Source organism: Ewingella sp. CoE-038-23 (assembly GCF_040419245.1).
Taxonomy (GTDB): Bacteria; Pseudomonadota; Gammaproteobacteria; order Enterobacterales; family Enterobacteriaceae; genus Ewingella; species Ewingella allii.
In genome coordinates, this window is the sequence record NZ_JAZHOH010000001.1 from 3862790 (window position 1) to 3879988 (window position 17199).

The following is a 17199-nucleotide window of genomic DNA, read 5'->3' on the forward strand; positions in this document are numbered from 1 at the left end:
GCTCCTCCCGTCCGTCGGGGGGAGCTTTCACTAACTGTTTGCATCTCCCCGCGCCGCGATTTATTCTTCGCCTGATGAAAAACCCACGCCTCCCTATCGCCCTGCAACAAGCCGTTATGCGCTGCCTGCGGGAAAAACTCCAGCTCGCTAACGCCTATTTCGGTACTGACTATTCAGAGCCAGAAATCAGCTATCAGCAGCGTGGAACCAGTGCGGGCAGTGCCTACCTGCAACACTGGCAAATCCGCCTTAACCCAATCTTACTGATTGAAAACCAGCAGCCGTTTATTGACGAAGTGGTGCCGCACGAGCTGGCGCACCTGTTGGTTTACCGGCGTTTTGGCCGCGCCGCCGCGCCCCACGGCAAAGAGTGGCGCTGGATGATGGAACAGGTGCTCGGCGTTTCCGCCAGTCGCACCCATAAGTTCGAAACGGCCTCGGTTCAAAGCAAAACCTACCCTTATCTCTGCGCCTGTCAGGAGCACCAGTTGACGGTCAGACGCCACAACCGCGTCATGCGCAAAGAGTCGGAATATCGCTGTCGCCACTGTGGCGAACTGCTAAGATTTCACGTCAAAGGATCGGGTTAATCGTTTGATTATTAAACAATAAAATCAGCATTTCCTGATTGTCAGCCCCGCCAGCTTTGGGTACCCTGCCCGCCTTTCGCATCAGATTGCTTTGCACACCAGGTTAATCATAAATATGTCTCGCAAATTCATTGCCTCACTGGGGCTCATCGCCGCATTTTTCCCTTTTCTCGCCATCAGCAAAGGCATTAACAACTTCAGCCAGGCCAAGGCCGAGGCGGTGAAGATCAATCAGGGCGCGCCGACCTTTTACTGCGGCTGCGACATCAATTGGCAAGGTAAGAAAGGCACGCCAGACCTGAAATCCTGCGGCTATCAGCCACGCAAGAATCTGTCTCGTGCGGAACGCATTGAGTGGGAGCACGTGATGCCAGCTTGGCAATTCGGCCACTTACGCCAGTGCTGGCAGGACGGCGGGCGCAAAAGCTGCGCGAAAGACGCGGGCTATCGCCAAATTGAAACTGACCTGCATAACCTGCAACCGGCGATTGGCGAGGTGAATGGCGACCGCAATAACTTTATGTACAGCCAGTGGAACGGTGGCGAAGGCCAATACGGTCGCTGCGAGATGAAGGTGGATTTCAAAGCCAAGGCCGCCGAGCCGCCAGCCCGCGCCCGTGGTGCCATTGCCCGCACCTATTTTTATATGCGCGATCGCTACCAGCTCAACTTATCGCGCCAGCAGACTCAGCTATTTACCGCGTGGAACAAGCAGTATCCGGTGACCTCGTGGGAATGCTTACGCGATAATCGCATTGCACAAGTACAGGGAAATCATAATCCTTACGTGCAGCAGGCTTGCATGCAGCAAAAGGGCTAACCTAAGATACCCACTTACTGAAGACTTTAAGGACAGCAGCCCGACATGCGCATACCTCGCATTTTTCACCCGCAACCTATTATCGACCACAGCGACATTGCGCTTAGCGAAGATGCGGCAAACCACACTGGCCGCGTATTGCGTATGCAGCCGGGGCAGACTATTCAGCTGTTCGATGGCAGCAACCAGACCTTTGAAGCCACGATCACCCACGTTGATAAGAAGAGCGTTCGCGTGAGCGTCGGAGCAGGCGTGCTGGCCGATAATGAATCTCCGCTGAATTTACATCTCGGGCAGGTGATTTCGCGCGGCGAAAAGATGGAGTTCACCATTCAGAAATCTATCGAGCTGGGCGTGAACACCATCACTCCGCTGTTTTCAGAGCGTTGTGGCGTTAAACTCGACGGCGAGCGGCTGGAGAAGAAGCTCCAGCAGTGGCAGAAAATTGCCATCGCGGCCTGCGAGCAGTGTGGCCGCAACCGTATTCCAGAAATTCGCGAAGCCATGCAGCTAGAAGCCTGGTGCGCCGAGCAGGACAATAGCCTGAAGCTCAATCTGCACCCGCGCGCCAGCCACAGCATCAATACGCTGCCGCTGCCGGTGGATAATGTCCGCCTGCTGATTGGCCCGGAGGGCGGTTTGTCCGCCGAAGAGATCGCCATGACCGGCGGCTACGGCTTCACAGATATCTTGCTCGGGCCGCGCGTGCTGCGCACGGAAACCACGGCGCTGACCGCAATCACCGCTTTGCAAGTTCGCTTCGGCGACTTAGGTTAAGCGAGGTCTATGCGCTTGAAGCATCAGGGGCATAGACAAATTCGCTAAGTTCGGGCTTCATCACTGTCCTATTACGCAAAATCGCAGCCAGATTAAATGGCAAGTCATACAGACCCAAACGTGTCGGAGAATACCCATGATCAAGCTTGGCATCGTAATGGACCCAATTTCGTCCATTAATATCAAAAAAGACACCAGCTTCGGCATGCTGCTGGAAGCACAAAGTCGCGGTTATGAACTGCACTATATGGAGATGAACTCTCTGTATCTGCGCGGCGGTGAAGGTCGTGCTCTGACCCGCAAGCTGAGCGTGAAACAGGACTACGACAATTGGTATGAGTTCGGCTCAGAGCAGGATATCGCGCTGCAAGATCTGGACGTGATCCTGATGCGTAAAGATCCGCCGTTTGATACCGAATTTATCTACGCCACTTACATCCTTGAGCGCGCTGAAGAGAAAGGCACGCTTATTGTGAACAAACCGCAGAGCCTGCGTGACTGCAACGAGAAGCTGTTTACCGCGTGGTTCCCAGAGCTGACGCCAGACACGCTGGTGACCCGCAATGCGGCACAACTCAAAGCTTTCCATAAAGAGCACACTGACGTGATCCTCAAGCCGCTGGACGGCATGGGCGGCGCGTCAATCTTCCGTCTGAAACCAGAAGACGCCAACGTCTCGGTTATCATTGAAACCCTGACCGAACACGGCAGCCGCTTCTGCATGGCGCAAAACTACCTGCCGGCCATCAAAGACGGTGACAAACGCGTCTTGGTGGTCGACGGCGAACCTGTGCCTTACTGCCTGGCGCGTATCCCGGCTCAGGGCGAAACCCGTGGGAATCTGGCCGCCGGTGGCCGTGGCGAAGCCCGTCCGTTAAGCGAAAGCGATTGGGCCATTGCTCGCAAAGTCGCGCCAATTCTCAAAGAGAAAGGTTTGATTTTCGTCGGTCTGGACATCATTGGTGACCGCCTGACGGAAATTAACGTGACCAGCCCGACCTGCGCCCGTGAAATTGAAGCCGCATTCCCGATTTCCGTTACCGGAATGCTGATGGACGCTATCGAAAAGCGTTTGGCAAATCGCTAATTTCAGCCATTCTGCTTTAATGTCATACCTAAGCCATGGCGTACTCCTACGCCATGGCGCTTATTTTAGAAGGTTAAATCTTACATACCATGAACTTACAACATCACTTCCTTATTGCCATGCCCGGACTAGATGAACCCACGTTCAAGCGTTCGGTCGTTTATGTTTGCGAACATAACGAAGACGGCGCAATGGGTCTGGTGATTAATAAACTGGTGGAAGATTTCACCGTCGAAAACGTCCTCGATAAATTAGAGATAACGCCTTCACCGCGCGATCCTGCAATCCGCTTAGATCGCCCGGTATTTTCTGGCGGCCCATTGGCTGACGATCGCGGGTTTATTCTGCACACGCCGCGCGCCGGATTTGGCTCCAGCATCCAGATTTCAGACACCACCATGATCACGACCTCCAAGGACGTCCTTGAGACTCTGGGCACGCCCGATCAGCCGAAAGATGTTTTAGTCGCGCTGGGCTACGCCGCCTGGGAGCAGGGCCAGCTGGAGAAAGAGCTGCTGGACAACGCGTGGCTGACCATTGAAGCCAACAGCGACATCCTGTTCCGCACGCCGATTGCCGAGCGCTGGCGCGAAGCGGCCAAGATGATTGGTATCAACGTCAGCCAGCTCGCCACCCACGCAGGTCACGCATAATGGCTAACCGCACGGTATTCGGCTTTGACTTCGGTACCAAAAGCATCGGTCTGGCTATCGGTCAAGAAGTCACCGGCACGGCTCGCCCGCTGACCTCCTTCAAAGCCCAAGATGGCACCCCCGACTGGCAAAAGATTGAGAAGCTGCTGAAAGAGTGGCTGCCCGATCTGGTGGTGGTTGGCCTGCCACTCAATATGGACGGCACCGAGCAGCCCCTGACCGCCCGCGCCCGCAAGTTTGCTAATCGCCTGCATGGCCGTTTTGGCGTTCAGGTTGAGCTACATGACGAACGCCTGAGCACCGTCGAAGCCCGTGCCGACCTGTTCGATCGCGGCGGATTCCGTGCGTTAGACAAAGGCAGCGTGGACGCCGCGTCCGCCGTCATCATTTTGGAAAGCTGGTTTGAGAAGCAGTGGAGTCAACCCGCGGCGGAGCAATAAGCCCGGTAGCGACGCGCTGCAAGCGACTCTGCTCGAAGGTTTGCATTCCGGCCTTACCGCCGGTTTGCAAAACATCCGCCAGTTGATGTGTCTTCCCTTCACGAATTAAATTGGCTACGGCTGGCGTCGAGGTCAGCACTTCAAACAGCGCCACTCTTTTCCCCTCATTTCCGGCTACCAACTTTTGCGCGATAATCCCGCGCAGGCTGCCTGCCAGCTGAGTTCTCACAAAGTTTTTCTCTTCCGCCGGGAAAACATCCACCAGCCGGTCGACGGCCTGAGTGGCATTGCGCGTATGCAAGGTTGCCAGCACCAAGTGGCCGGTTTCGGCGGCAGTCAGGGCCAGACGGATGCTTTCTGCGTCGCGTAATTCGCCAAGCAGCAGCACGTCCGGGTCCTCACGCAGCGCCCCGCGTATCGCCTCAATAAAGGATCGCGTATGTCGCCCCAACTCGCGCTGCTGAATCAGACAACGCTTGCTGTGGTGAATAAACTCAATCGGGTCTTCCAGCGTGATGACGTGCCGCGCCCGGCTGCGATTAAGGTAATCAATCATCGCCGCAAGGGTGGTGGATTTGCCACTGCCCGTAGCGCCGGTGACCAGAATCAACCCGTCCTCTTGGGTTGCCAGCTCGGCTAAGACCTGCGGCACGTGGAGCTGCTCCAGCTGCGGGCATTTCTCCGGCACGCGGCGCAGCGCGGCTGACAAGCCGTGCAGCTGTTTGAAGAAATTCACCCTGATGCGCTGGCCCGTGCCAAGAGTGATGGCGCAATCGGCCTGCCCTTCTCGCTGTAACGCCTCCAACTGCTGGGGTTCCAGCCAGATGTCACTCAGCCAGCGCATGTTTTCGGCACTGATTTTGGGCGTCCCCTGCAACGGCTGTAATTCTCCCTGCGTGCGTAACATCGGTTGATGTCCGGCGCAGAGGTGCAGATCTGACGCATTTTGCTTTACACTACGCTCCACAAATCCATTGATATCCACTTTAAAACCTCCTGAGTCACTATGAGCCTTAGTCAGCACAACGCTATTGGGAAGAACCTACAGGATGTCCGTGAGAAAATCGCAGCCGCTGCAAAGCGCTGCGAGCGGCCTCTGGAAGAAATTACGCTGCTTGCAGTCAGCAAAACTAAACCTGCGAGCGACGTCGAAAAAGCCATTGAAGCCGGGCAGTTGGCCTTCGGTGAAAACTACGTTCAGGAAGGCGTGGAGAAGATTGCGCACTTTGCCGGACATCAGCCTGCATTGACATGGCACTTTATCGGCCCGCTGCAATCCAATAAAAGCCGTCTGGTGGCTGAGAATTTCGACTGGTGCCACACCGTCGATCGTCTAAAAATTGCCCAGCGACTAAATGAACAGCGTCCGGCAGGCTTAGCGCCGCTTAACGTATTGATTCAAGTAAACATTAGCGATGAAGCCAGTAAGTCTGGCATTGCGCTAAGTGAAGTCGATGCCTTGGCTGAACAGATAAGCCAGATGCCCAATCTTGTTTTGCGCGGCTTGATGGCCATTCCGGCTGTAGAAACCGATTATCAGCGCCAGTTGGCGGTGTTCACCGAGATGCGCGAAGCCTTTGACGCCCTGCGCCAGCGCTACCCGCAGGCCGACACGCTGTCGATGGGGATGACCGATGACATGCCCGCCGCGATTGCCGCTGGCAGTACCATGGTGCGAATTGGTACCGCAATATTTGGTGCGCGTGACTACGCTTAGTCACATTCATCCCCATATCCTATAAAAATCCAGCATCAAGCTAGCAAGGAGCCTCATGCAACATCGCAAACTCTGTTTTATCGGCGCCGGTAACATGGCAGGTGCCATCATTTCTGGCCTGATCGAAAGCGGCTATCCGGCAAACTTAATCAGCGTGTGCGCCCCTTCGGGCAAAAACCGTGACCCACTGGCGGAAAAATATGGCGTAAAAAGCAGCGACGACAATATTGGCTGCGCCAAAGAAGCCGAGGTTGTTGTGCTGGCGGTTAAACCACAACTGATGGCAGATGTATGTAAAACACTGCAAAAGGACGTGGATTTTAGCGGGAAACTGGTACTGTCAATCGCCGCAGGCGTGAAGGTCGCGCGCTTCAAAGAGCTGCTTGGCGACAATCTGAAGATCGTGCGCATTATGCCAAATACCCCGTCGCTGGTCGGTCAGGGCATGAGCGGTTTGTATGCGCCAGAAGACGTGGGCCAGCAGGATCGCGACTACACCAGCGACCTGATGACCGCCGTCGGCAAAGTGTGCTGGGTTGATAGCGAAGAAGGTATTAACCACGTTATCGCCGCCGCGGGCAGTGCGCCGGCCTATTTCTTCCTGTTTATGGAAGCGATGCAAGCCGAAGCCGAGCGTTTAGGTTTTAGTACCGACACCGCCCGTATGCTGGTTGAGCAAGCGGCAAGGGGCGCGTCAGCACTAGTGGCCGCCAGCCCGGACACGCCGCTGTCCACCCTGCGCGAGAACGTCACCTCAAAAGGCGGCACGACCTTCGAAGCGCTAAAAGTCCTTACCGATCAGAAGTTGCCAGAAATTGTTTCGCAAGCCATGCAAGCTGCCATTAAACGCGCGCAGGAAATGGAAAAACTGTTCTAATTCATCATTCTGAACACATAAAAATATTGATGCCCTAGCTCCTGCGAGCCGTCTCGCACGATGCCGGGCAAACACAAGGGTAACGCATGTTAACGCTGACTTTCTTGGTTAAAACCCTGATTGACCTGTATGTCATGGTTTTACTATTACGCATCTGGATGCAGTGGGCGCGGACCGATTTTTACAATCCGTTCTCACAGTTCGTGGTGAAAATCACCCAGCCAATCATTGGGCCGCTGCGTCGCATTATTCCGCCGCTGGGGCCGATTGACAGCGCCTCGCTGCTGCTGGCTTTCTTGCTGATGACTATCAAATATCCACTGCTGCTGTTGATTCAGGGCGGAGGAATTTCACTTAGCCCTTATAACCTGCTGTTCGGCCTGATTGCGCTGGTGAAGTCGGCGGGCTATCTGGTGTTCTGGCTTATCATTATCCGCTCGCTGATGAGCTGGGTCAGCCAGGGCCGTGGGCCGATGGACTATGTATTGATGCAGCTGACCGAGCCGCTAATGTCGCCGATTCGCCGCTTTTTGCCCGCGATGGGCGGTATCGACTTCTCAGCGATGGTGGTGATCCTTATCCTCTATATGCTGAATTATCTTGGTATGGATCTGCTGGGTGAGCTGTGGTTCCTGCTCTAAACCCGGTCTGCTGGCAGGCCGACGCACTGGTTTTACGGCTAGTTATTCAGCCGAAAGCCAGCCGCGACGGCCTGATAGGTTTGCATGGCGACGAGTTCAAAGTCGCCATCACCGCCCCGCCCGTTGATGGTCAAGCGAATACGCATCTGGTGAAATACCTCGCCAAACAGTTTAAAGTCGCCAAAAGTCAGGTCAGTATTGAGAAAGGCGAATTGGGCCGTCACAAACAAGTCCGCATTGAAAATCCGCAACAGATACCGACCGAAGTCGCGACGTTGCTCGCAAAATAATCGTTAACTCTCAGGACAATAAAGCCGGACTGACGCCCGCAAAGGGTAAGTAAGCCGCTTTATCAGGATAAAATCTCATGCAAAAAGTAGTCTTAGCGACCGGCAACCCCGGCAAAGTGCGCGAACTCGCCCACCTGTTAGCTGACTTCGGCCTTGATGTTGTGGCTCAAACCGAGCTTGGCGTGGAGTCAGCCGAGGAAACCGGCCTGACCTTTATTGAGAACGCCATTTTGAAAGCGCGCCACGCCGCCGCCATCACCGGCCTGCCTGCCATCGCCGATGATTCCGGCTTAGCCGTGGATATCTTGGGCGGCGCACCGGGCATCTACTCGGCACGTTATGCCGGTTTAGAAGCCAGCGATCAGCAGAATCTCGATAAACTGCTGGTCACGCTGAAAGACGTGCCGCAGGGCCAGCGCAGCGCCCAGTTCCACTGCGTGCTGGTTTATATGCGCCACGCCGAAGACCCGACGCCCATCGTCTGCCACGGCAGCTGGGACGGCGAAATCCTGTTTGCGGAAGCGGGCAAAGGCGGCTTCGGCTATGACCCTATCTTCCAGGTTCCGGCGCTGGGTAAATCCGCCGCCGAACTGACCCGTGAAGAGAAAAGCGCGGTATCCCACCGCGGGCAGGCACTGAAATTACTGCTTGCCGCTATGAAAGAGAAAACCCAGAAGAATGCGTAAGTTACCGCCGCTAAGTCTTTACATCCATATCCCGTGGTGCGTGCAGAAATGTCCGTACTGCGATTTCAATTCACACGCGCTGAAAGGCGAAGTGCCGCACGACGATTATGTGGCGCACTTGCTGGCAGATCTGGATGCTGACCTGCATCTGACCGCGGGCCGCGAGGTGAAGACCATTTTTATCGGCGGCGGAACCCCAAGTTTGCTCAGCGCGCAAGCGATGCAAAACCTGCTCGACGGCGTGCGCGCGCGCCTGCCGTTGGCGGCTGATGCTGAGATCACCATGGAAGCCAACCCCGGCACGGTGGAAGCAGACCGCTTCAGCGGCTACCAGCGCGCCGGCGTCAATCGCATCTCAATTGGTGTGCAAAGCTTTAGTGCGCAAAAGCTGGAGCGTCTGGGGCGCATTCACGGCCCTGATGAGGCTAAACGCGCCGCGCATCTGGCAACCGGCCTCGGGCTGCGCAGCTTCAACCTCGACTTAATGCACGGTTTGCCCGATCAGACGCTGGAAGAGGCGCTGGACGATTTGCGACAGGCGATTGCTCTCAATCCGCCGCACCTCTCTTGGTATCAGCTCACCATCGAGCCTAATACCATGTTCGCTTCGCGCCCGCCAAAGCTCCCAGACGACGACGCGCTGTGGGATATCTTCGAGCAGGGCGACCAGCTGCTGACCGCCGCGGGCTACCAGCAGTATGAAACCTCGGCCTACGCCAAGCCAGGTTATCAGTGCCAGCACAACCTCAACTACTGGCGTTTTGGCGACTACCTCGGCATTGGCTGTGGCGCGCATGGCAAGCTCACTCAACCCGACGGGCAGATTTTGCGTACCGTGAAAACCAAGCATCCACGGGGTTATATGCAAGGGCGCTACATGGATAAACAGCATCAGGTGGAAACCGCCGAGCTGCCGTTTGAGTTCTTTATGAACCGTTTTCGCCTGCTGGAAGCCGCGCCGCGCGAGGAGTTTGCAATTTATACCGGTTTGGACGAATCCACCATTCGCCCGCAGTTGGATGAGGCTATCGCCAAGAATTATCTGCTCGAAACGGATTCACACTGGCAAATCACCGAGCACGGCAAGCTGTTCCTCAACTCCTTGCTGGAACTGTTTTTGGATGAATAGAAGTTAATTAAATGTAACTAAAAGCAATCTGCCACTAACAATCAAATAACATTCGGCTCCTGTCAGTACTCTGTGGTTAAGCAGTAGACAACTGCATCCGCAAGATAAAACGACAGGAGCTGTCATGAAAGTCTCTCTATTCAGCCGCTACACCTGCTTTACGCTGTGCCTGCTTATCACCCTCGTCAGCCTGTTTTACCTCTCACGCATTGAAGGCATGTGGATAGTCACCCTGATCTTCGCCGCGCTGAGCCTGCTTGGCTGCTGGGACGTGGTGCAGAAGCGCCACTCGATTTGCCGTAACTATCCGGTGATTGGCCGCATACGCTTTTTGATTGAATTTATTCGCCCCGAGCTGCGCCAGTATTTATTGGAAGAAGATAACGAAGAGATCCCGTTCTCACGTACCCAGCGCACGCTTGTCTATCGCCGCGCCAAAAACGAGATGGGCGAGAAGCCTTTTGGCACCTTGCTGGACGTCTATCAAACCGGCTATGAGTGCATCGGCCACTCAATGCAGCCCGTGCCGGTGTCGGACCCGGAAAGCTTCCGCGTCGAGATTGGCGGACCGGACTGCCAGCAGCCCTACTCCGCCTCAGTATTTAATATCTCCGCCATGAGCTTCGGCGCGCTCTCCGCTAACGCCATTCGCGCCCTGAACAAAGGCGCAGCAATGGGCAATTTCTACCACGATACCGGCGAAGGCAGCATCAGCCGCTACCACCGCGAACACGGCGGCGACCTAGTGTGGGAACTGGGCAGCGGCTATTTCGGCTGCCGCACGGAGAACGGCGAGTTTGACCCGGTGCAGTTTGCCCGTCAGGCAAAAAGCTCTCAGGTCAAAATGATCGAGATAAAACTGAGTCAGGGGGCTAAACCCGGCCACGGCGGGATCCTGCCGGGCAAGAAAGTGGATGCCGAAATCGCCGCAACGCGCGGCGTGCCGCAGGGCGTAGATTGCATCTCTCCGGCTTCTCACAGCGCGTTTAGCAATCCGCGCGAGATGATGCATTTCATCGCCAAGCTGCGCGAGCTCTCCGGCGGCAAACCTGTCGGCTTCAAGCTGTGCATCGGCCATCCGTGGGAGTTCGTGGCTATCGCCAAAGCCATGCTGGAAACCAAGATCCTGCCGGACTTTATCGTGGTTGATGGTAAAGAAGGCGGCACAGGCGCAGCACCGCTCGAGCTGTCGAACTACATGGGGATGCCGCTGCGCGAGGGGCTGCTGTTTGTACACAACACCCTGACCGGCTGTAACCTGCGCAATAAAATCAAGATTGGTGCCAGCGGCAAGATGATCAGCGCCTTTGATATCGCCAGCGTCATGGCGCTGGGCGCGGACTGGGTGAACTCGGCGCGCGGCTTTATGTTTGCCGTCGGCTGCATTCAATCGCAGAGTTGCCACACCAACCGCTGCCCGACCGGCGTCGCCACTCAAGATAGTCTGCGGCAGAAAGCCTTAGTCGTGCCGGACAAGGCCGAGCGGGTTTACCATTTCCACCAAAATACCGTCAAAGCATTGGCCGAGATGCTGGCCGCAGCGGGCGTCAGCCGCCCAGAGCAGCTTACGTCACACCATATGCTGCGCCGCATCACGTCAACGGAAATCAAGGTCTACGCGGATATCTACTACTATCTGGAACCCGGCGCACTGCTGAAAGATAAGATAGAAAGCGACTTCTATAGCCGCATGTGGCGGATGGCAACGCCATCAAGTTTTGATGCTCAGCTGATCGCGCTGGCGAGTTAAGAATGGCGCGATGAGCAGACTCGCGCCACTATTGCGCCACTTTCACACCCTAATCGCGCCACTTTTGTTGGCGAATATGGCGCGATTGTGGCGGGATTAGAGATTTATGATGGCGCAATTAATGGCGCGATTACTTCAAACTCGCCATTAACGTCTTGTGCTGGGTATCGAGTGAGGTTACGCGTTTACAGACGTCATCACCGAAGTTTTTGAAGTCCTGCTCCTGTTTGCTCCACTCATTCTGCACAGCCTGCTGTAAGCCGCCCAGATTGCCCATCACGGCTTGCAGTGGGTTGCCGCCGCTGGTTGCCTGCTTGACGCCCATTTCGTTCAGGCTGTCCTGCATGACGCCGCCCATGCTCTGCTCGAGAATACGACGCCCATCCTCTTTCACCTGATCCACGGCTTTATAGTGGTAAGTCAGGCCATCGCTGCGGTGCTCGATGATGCGGTTCATCTGCTGCTTAAGCTGAGTGTTGAGAGTGGTCAGGCGATTGCGCACGTTGCTGTCACTGCCCAGCTTCTCGACGATGACTTTATCCATCGCCACGCGGCCTTTTTCCAGATGCGCGGTGGCACCTTGGTCAATCCACGGCAGGTCGCGGCGCAGCGCGGCCTGATAATCAATCGCTTCTTGGCGCTGTTTGGCGCTCAGCGTCGGCTGTTTGCCATTTAGCGTGACATCACCGTTCGGGGTGATCAGCAAGTTGCCGCTGGCGCCCACCACCTGCACGGTTTGCGGCTTAATCACCACGTCATCTTGCGGATTAACGCTACACTGGTAGTCCGCCTGCGCACTCCATGCGGTCATCGCCAACAGCCCTGCGATGCTCATTTTCAATCCGGTCTTAAATTCCATGTTTTCTCCCTTCCAACAGCAAACAATTAAAAAATCGAACGGCCAATTCGTTGCGCCAGTTTCTCTAAGGCAGCGGTTCCGGCCAAAGAGTTCCCTGCGGCATCAAGTTCGGGTGACCAAACTGCAATGCACATCTCCCCTGGGACGATGGCGATGATACCGCCGCCGACGCCAGACTTGCCAGGCATCCCCACGCGATAGGCAAACTCCCCCGCGCCGTCGTACATGCCGCTCGTCACCATTAACGCATTGATTTGTCTGGCCTGTCGCGCGTCAATCAGCGGCTCGTCGCTGTCGAGCGGCTGGCCCTTATTCGCCAAATAAGCAAAGGTTCGTGCCAGTTCGACACAGCTCATGCGCAGCGCACAATAATGAAAATAGGTGTGAAGCACGGTAATGACGTCGTTTTCGAAATTACCGAAAGATTTCATTAAATAGGCAATGGCTGCGTTACGGTCGGAATTATCAAATTCCGAACGCGCCACGTGTCGATCGTAGTTGAGATCTGGCTGTCCGGCCAATTGACGGACCACTTCGAGCATGCGTTGCTTAGGAGCGGCGAGGCGAGTTTGCAGTAAATCGCACACCACCAGCGCGCCGGGATTGATAAAGGGATTGCGCGGCTTGCCCTGCTCCAGCTCAAGCTGAACTAAGGAGTTAAACGGCTGGCCCGACGGCTCTTTGCCGACGCGCTGCCAGATTTCACTCTCCTGATAGCGCGTCAGCGCCAGCGTCAGGCTTAATACTTTGGAAATCGACTGAATGGAAAAACGCTCGTTGGCGTCGCCAGCGCTGAACGTCTCCCCAGACGTGGTACAGACCGCAATACCGAGATTGTCAGGATTGACTTCAGCCAGCGCCGGAATGTAATCCGCCACTTTGCCGCGACCAATCAGCGGGCGGACTTGCTCAAGAATATCTTCCAGTAAACGGTTATCTAATTCGGTTACCAACGTCTCGACTCCAGATATGACAAAGGTGCCCCGAAGGCACCTTTAATAATTCCGTTATTCATTCTGCCAAAAACATTCGCGCTGCATCAAGGCAGCAGATGTCGCGCGAAGGATGACGACAGAATCAATCCCACCAGATATCGAACAGGTCGGAAACTTCTACATCTTCCATTTTATGGTCTTCCAACCATTTTTTAACCTGTGCGCGGTGCTCGTCGGTGCAGTGACCGATTTCCTGCAGGCAGATCAAACCTTCCCACTGCAGGTAGCCGCTGCCGTCAAACGCCAGCTTGTTTGGCTCGATAACGCCTTCGATGAACGCATCAAGCTGCTCATCGATAGTTTCAACCGGGGTGCCTTCCGCGAAACGCCATTTTACTGAGAAGCCCAGTTCCTGGAACTCGGCAATGTGTAACTTTTTACGTAAACGACGACTACGATTCGTGGCCATTATTGCTTCCTCTCAAACATCAGATCCCATACGCCGTGGCCTAAACGCTGGCCACGCATTTCGAACTTGGTTACTGGGCGCGATTCTGGACGCGGAACATAGTTGTTGTCTTGCGACAGGTTTTTCCAGTCTTCAAGGCTGGTCATCACCTCAAGCATATGTTCAGCGTACGGCTCCCAGTCGGTCGCCATGTGGAATACGCCCCCGACTTTTAATTTGCTACGCAGCAGCTCAACGAAGGCTGGTTGCACGATACGGCGCTTATTATGACGCGCTTTGTGCCATGGGTCAGGAAAGAATAGCTGCACCATGTCCAGTGAGCCATTCGGGATCATCTTTTCCAACACTTCAACCGCGTCGTGACACATCACGCGCAGGTTGCTGACCCCTTCTTCCTGAGCCGTCATCAAACATGCGCCCACGCCCGGTGAGTGGACTTCAATGCCGATAAAGTTCTGCTCAGGATTTTGCTGCGCCATGGTGACCAGGGAGGTACCCATGCCGAAACCGATTTCTAACACGGTTGGCGCGGCGCGGCCAAACAGCGCATCGATATCCAGAACTTCTGCCTGATATTCAACGCCCATTACCGGCCAGATATTGTCGAGCGCGTGTTGCTGGCCTTTAGTCAGGCGGCCCTGGCGGCGGACAAAACTGCGAATACGGCGCATGGCGCGACCGTTCTCATCGAACTCCGGTGAAATGACGTCGTTTTTCATAGGGCTTTCACTCTATTGGGCAGTGCTCTTTCAGCAGTGCGCGGTTGGGCAACAAATTCAGGAATGGCGCATTATCCAAACCTAGGGGTGATAAGCAAGCGTTGCGGCCAGAAACAGGTCGGAAACTTCCGGTTTACACCCACCAGACTCTGTGATGTGATCCCGCCCTGAATTTATCCTGCCGGACCCATCACTCATTTATGAAGCAAGCGCAGAACCAGTTCGCGCCAGCGGTACTCGAATGGTACCAGCGCTTTGGCCGCAAAACATTACCGTGGCAGCTCGAAAAAACGCCTTACAAAGTATGGCTCTCCGAGGTGATGTTGCAACAAACACAGGTTGCGACGGTGATCCCCTATTTTGAACGCTTTATGGCGCGTTTCCCGACCGTCAGCGATCTCGCCGCCGCGCCACAGGATGAAGTTCTGCATTTGTGGACCGGGCTGGGCTATTACGCCCGCGCCCGCAACTTGCATAAAGCCGCTCAGACCATCGCCAGCGAGCACGGTGGCGTGTTCCCCACCGATTTTGAGGCAGTTAACGCGCTGCCGGGAATCGGCCGTTCGACTGCCGGAGCCGTGCTGTCTCTCTCACTGGGCCAGCACCACCCGATTCTCGACGGCAACGTCAAACGCGTGCTGTCGCGCTGTTACGCCATCGAAGGCTGGCCGGGTGAGAAAAAGGTCGAAAACCGTTTATGGGCCATCGCCGAAGAGGTCACGCCAGCCAAGGGTGTTGAGCAATTTAACCAAGCGATGATGGATTTGGGGGCTATGGTTTGCACGCGTTCCAAACCAAAATGCGAGCTGTGCCCGCTAAATACCCAGTGTGAGTCATACGCACACAACAGCTGGGCGAAATATCCCGGCAAAAAACCGAAAAAGACCCTGCCAGAGAAAACGGCCTTTATGTTGATGATTCAACATAAAGACAATGTGTGGCTGGAGCAGCGCCCGCCGGTTGGCCTGTGGGGCGGTTTGTTCTGTTTCCCACAATTTGCCAGTGAAGAAGAGCTGGAAAGTGGCCTGCATAAATACGGTGTTACCCTTAATCAGTTGCAGCAGCAGGTGGCTTTTCGTCACACTTTCAGCCATTTCCATCTGGATATCGTTCCAATGTGGCTAAATCTGCGCTCAGTGCCGGGTTGCATGGATGAAGGTGCGGGTCTCTGGTATAACTTAGCGCAACCACAATCCGTTGGGCTCGCCGCGCCGGTAGAGCGTTTGTTAACGCAGTTGGCGAAAGAGTCGCCCAACAGCATGATCGATAAGGAATCAGCATGAGCAGAACGATTTTTTGTACCTTTCTAAAACGTGATGCGGAAGGTCAGGACTTCCAGCTTTATCCGGGCGAACTGGGTAAACGCATTTTCAATGAGATTTCTAAAGAAGCCTGGTCACAGTGGATGAGCAAACAAACCATGCTAATTAATGAGAAAAAACTCAGCATGATGAATCCCGATGACCGCAAATTGCTGGAACAGGAAATGGTGAATTTCCTGTTTGAAGGGCAGGACGTGCATATCGAAGGCTATACGCCGCCGTCAAAATAATTGCCGTCGATAACACTCCATTTAGAAACCCCGTCAGGCCGTTATTTCGCGAAATTAACCGCCTGACATCTTTCATCACGATACGGCTTTGAAGATGAAGAAAATTTTAGCGCTGTTGGTCATCGCCCCGCTCCTGATCTCCTGCTCGAGCAAAAAAGACCAGTTCAATGAAGCTTACGTCAAGGATACCAATGGCTTCGATATTTTGATGGGCCAATTTGCTCACAATATCGAGAATATCTGGGGGCTGAATGAAGTCCTTATCGCCGGTCCTAAAGACTACGTAAAATACAGCGATCAATATTACACCCGTAGCCACATCAACTTTGATGCGGGTACCATCACTATTGAAACCATTGCCGGAACTAACCCGACCGCTAACCTTCGTCAGGCGATTATCAGCACCTTGCTGGTAGGCGATGATCCGGGCAATGTAGACCTCTATTCCGACGCCAACGATATTCAGATCAGTAAAGAGCCGATGCTTTACGGTCAGGTTTTGGACAACACCGGGCAGCCAATCCGCTGGCAGGGTCGGGCGTCTAATTTTGCCGATTATCTGGTACAGAACAAGCTGCAGCGCCGCCAGTCGGGGCTACACATCATCTATTCCGTTACTATTCAGATGGTGCCAAACCACCTGAACAAACGTGCACATAAATACCTGCCAATGGTGCGAGAAGCCTCCGCCAAGTACGGCGTAGACCAGTCGCTGATCCTCGCCATTATGCAAACTGAATCCGCATTCAACCCATATGCCGTGAGTCATGCTGATGCACTGGGCTTAATGCAGGTTGTTCAGCACACTGCGGGCGTTGACGTGTTCAAATCAGAGGGCAAATGGGGCAAGCCAAGTCGCAGCTATCTGTTTGATCCACAAAACAACATCAACACCGGTACTGCCTATCTGGCGATGCTGCAAAACGTCTACTTGGGTAATATCACCAACCCAACCTCCAAACGTTATGCTGTGATCACCGCCTACAACGGCGGCGCGGGCAGCGTGTTGCGCGTCTTCTCCAGCGATAAAAACCGTGCGTTTAGCATCATCAACAGCATGGAGCCGGGTGACGTTTACACCACGCTGACCACCAAACACCCATCAGGCGAGTCACGCCGCTATCTGTATAAGGTTAATACCACGCAGAAGAGCTATCGCCGGGTGGATTAGCCTGGTGCTAGTTGGCATGAAAGAAAACGGAGGCCTT

Annotated in this window: 21 protein-coding genes; 16 read left to right on the forward strand and 5 right to left on the reverse strand. The window is 54.8% G+C overall.

Going from position 1 to position 17199, the window contains the following annotated elements; genetic code table 11:
* The first annotated feature begins 74 nt into the window (after nt 1-74).
* From V2154_RS18470 to ruvX, 6 genes are all read left to right on the forward strand, one after another.
* The gene (locus tag V2154_RS18470; protein ID WP_353503367.1) at nt 75-590 is read left to right on the forward strand and encodes a SprT family zinc-dependent metalloprotease; all 516 of its coding nucleotides are present in this window, start codon (nt 75-77) and stop codon (nt 588-590) included.
* A gap of 115 nt (nt 591-705) precedes the next feature.
* On the forward strand, nt 706-1410 hold the full coding sequence (gene endA / locus V2154_RS18475; protein WP_353503368.1) for a deoxyribonuclease I: 705 nt from the start codon (nt 706-708) through the stop codon (nt 1408-1410).
* 45 nt (nt 1411-1455) lie between these two features.
* The gene (rsmE, locus tag V2154_RS18480) at nt 1456-2187 is read left to right on the forward strand and encodes a 16S rRNA (uracil(1498)-N(3))-methyltransferase (protein WP_353503369.1); all 732 of its coding nucleotides are present in this window, start codon (nt 1456-1458) and stop codon (nt 2185-2187) included.
* Between the two features lie 136 nt (nt 2188-2323).
* A complete protein-coding gene (gene gshB / locus V2154_RS18485) occupies nt 2324-3274 on the forward strand; it encodes a glutathione synthase (RefSeq protein WP_353503370.1) in 951 nt (316 codons plus the stop codon).
* Nucleotides 3275-3363: 89 nt separating this feature from the next.
* Nucleotides 3364-3927: a YqgE/AlgH family protein gene (locus V2154_RS18490; protein WP_353503371.1), complete on the forward strand. Its 564-nt coding sequence runs from the start codon at nt 3364-3366 to the stop codon at nt 3925-3927.
* Complete coding sequence (ruvX, locus tag V2154_RS18495) at nt 3927-4367, forward strand: Holliday junction resolvase RuvX (RefSeq protein ID WP_353503372.1); 441 nt, start codon at nt 3927-3929, stop codon at nt 4365-4367. Before V2154_RS18490 ends, ruvX begins: the two co-directional genes overlap by 1 nt.
* Here the strand turns inward: ruvX and V2154_RS18500 are convergent.
* Nucleotides 4312-5352: a type IV pilus twitching motility protein PilT gene (locus V2154_RS18500; protein ID WP_353503373.1), complete on the reverse strand. Its 1041-nt coding sequence runs from the start codon at nt 5350-5352 to the stop codon at nt 4312-4314. The two genes, ruvX and V2154_RS18500, sit on opposite strands and share 56 nt — an antisense overlap.
* 21 nt (nt 5353-5373) lie before the next feature.
* Here V2154_RS18500 and V2154_RS18505 point away from each other — a divergent pair, with 21 nt between their 5' ends.
* The 7 genes from V2154_RS18505 (at nt 5374) to V2154_RS18535 (ending at nt 11457) form a co-directional block, all read left to right on the forward strand.
* Complete coding sequence (locus V2154_RS18505) at nt 5374-6084, forward strand: YggS family pyridoxal phosphate-dependent enzyme (RefSeq protein WP_353503374.1); 711 nt, start codon at nt 5374-5376, stop codon at nt 6082-6084.
* A 55-nt stretch (nt 6085-6139) separates the two neighbouring features.
* Complete coding sequence (gene proC, locus V2154_RS18510; protein WP_353503375.1) at nt 6140-6961, forward strand: pyrroline-5-carboxylate reductase; 822 nt, start codon at nt 6140-6142, stop codon at nt 6959-6961.
* Between the two features lie 86 nt (nt 6962-7047).
* Complete coding sequence (locus V2154_RS18515) at nt 7048-7602, forward strand: YggT family protein (protein WP_034793103.1); 555 nt, start codon at nt 7048-7050, stop codon at nt 7600-7602.
* Nucleotides 7587-7892, forward strand: a complete 306-nt coding sequence (gene yggU, locus V2154_RS18520) for a DUF167 family protein YggU (RefSeq protein WP_034793106.1) — start codon at nt 7587-7589, stop codon at nt 7890-7892. Before V2154_RS18515 ends, yggU begins: the two co-directional genes overlap by 16 nt.
* Nucleotides 7893-7969: 77 nt before the next feature.
* Entirely contained in the window at nt 7970-8578 is a 609-nt protein-coding gene (gene rdgB / locus V2154_RS18525) for an RdgB/HAM1 family non-canonical purine NTP pyrophosphatase (protein ID WP_353503376.1), read from the forward strand.
* Nucleotides 8571-9707, forward strand: a complete 1137-nt coding sequence (hemW, locus tag V2154_RS18530; RefSeq protein ID WP_353503377.1) for a radical SAM family heme chaperone HemW — start codon at nt 8571-8573, stop codon at nt 9705-9707. The genes rdgB and hemW overlap by 8 nt, the downstream gene beginning before the upstream one ends.
* A gap of 124 nt (nt 9708-9831) precedes the next feature.
* The gene (locus V2154_RS18535; RefSeq protein WP_353503378.1) at nt 9832-11457 is read left to right on the forward strand and encodes an FMN-binding glutamate synthase family protein; all 1626 of its coding nucleotides are present in this window, start codon (nt 9832-9834) and stop codon (nt 11455-11457) included.
* 130 nt (nt 11458-11587) lie between these two features.
* Here the strand turns inward: V2154_RS18535 and V2154_RS18540 are convergent, their stop codons facing one another.
* The 4 genes from V2154_RS18540 to trmB all read right to left on the reverse strand — a co-directional run bounded on the left by V2154_RS18540 (nt 11588) and on the right by trmB (nt 14439).
* Complete coding sequence (locus V2154_RS18540; RefSeq protein ID WP_353503379.1) at nt 11588-12316, reverse strand: YggN family protein; 729 nt, start codon at nt 12314-12316, stop codon at nt 11588-11590.
* A gap of 26 nt (nt 12317-12342) precedes the next feature.
* Nucleotides 12343-13269 (reverse strand): glutaminase B, encoded by a 927-nt coding sequence (gene glsB, locus V2154_RS18545; protein ID WP_353503380.1) that lies wholly within the window; start codon nt 13267-13269, stop codon nt 12343-12345.
* A gap of 124 nt (nt 13270-13393) precedes the next feature.
* A complete protein-coding gene (locus V2154_RS18550) occupies nt 13394-13720 on the reverse strand; it encodes a YggL family protein (RefSeq protein ID WP_353503381.1) in 327 nt (108 codons plus the stop codon).
* Entirely contained in the window at nt 13720-14439 is a 720-nt protein-coding gene (gene trmB, locus V2154_RS18555; RefSeq protein ID WP_353503382.1) for a tRNA (guanosine(46)-N7)-methyltransferase TrmB, read from the reverse strand. The genes V2154_RS18550 and trmB overlap by 1 nt, the downstream gene beginning before the upstream one ends.
* Before the next feature lie 200 nt (nt 14440-14639).
* Here trmB and mutY point away from each other — a divergent pair, with 200 nt between their 5' ends.
* From mutY to mltC, 3 genes are all read left to right on the forward strand, one after another.
* Entirely contained in the window at nt 14640-15722 is a 1083-nt protein-coding gene (gene mutY, locus V2154_RS18560; RefSeq protein ID WP_353503383.1) for an A/G-specific adenine glycosylase, read from the forward strand.
* Complete coding sequence (locus V2154_RS18565) at nt 15719-15991, forward strand: oxidative damage protection protein (protein ID WP_034793128.1); 273 nt, start codon at nt 15719-15721, stop codon at nt 15989-15991. Before mutY ends, V2154_RS18565 begins: the two co-directional genes overlap by 4 nt.
* Before the next feature lie 94 nt (nt 15992-16085).
* On the forward strand, nt 16086-17162 hold the full coding sequence (gene mltC, locus V2154_RS18570; RefSeq protein WP_353503384.1) for a membrane-bound lytic murein transglycosylase MltC: 1077 nt from the start codon (nt 16086-16088) through the stop codon (nt 17160-17162).
* Nucleotides 17163-17199 lie beyond the last annotated feature (37 nt).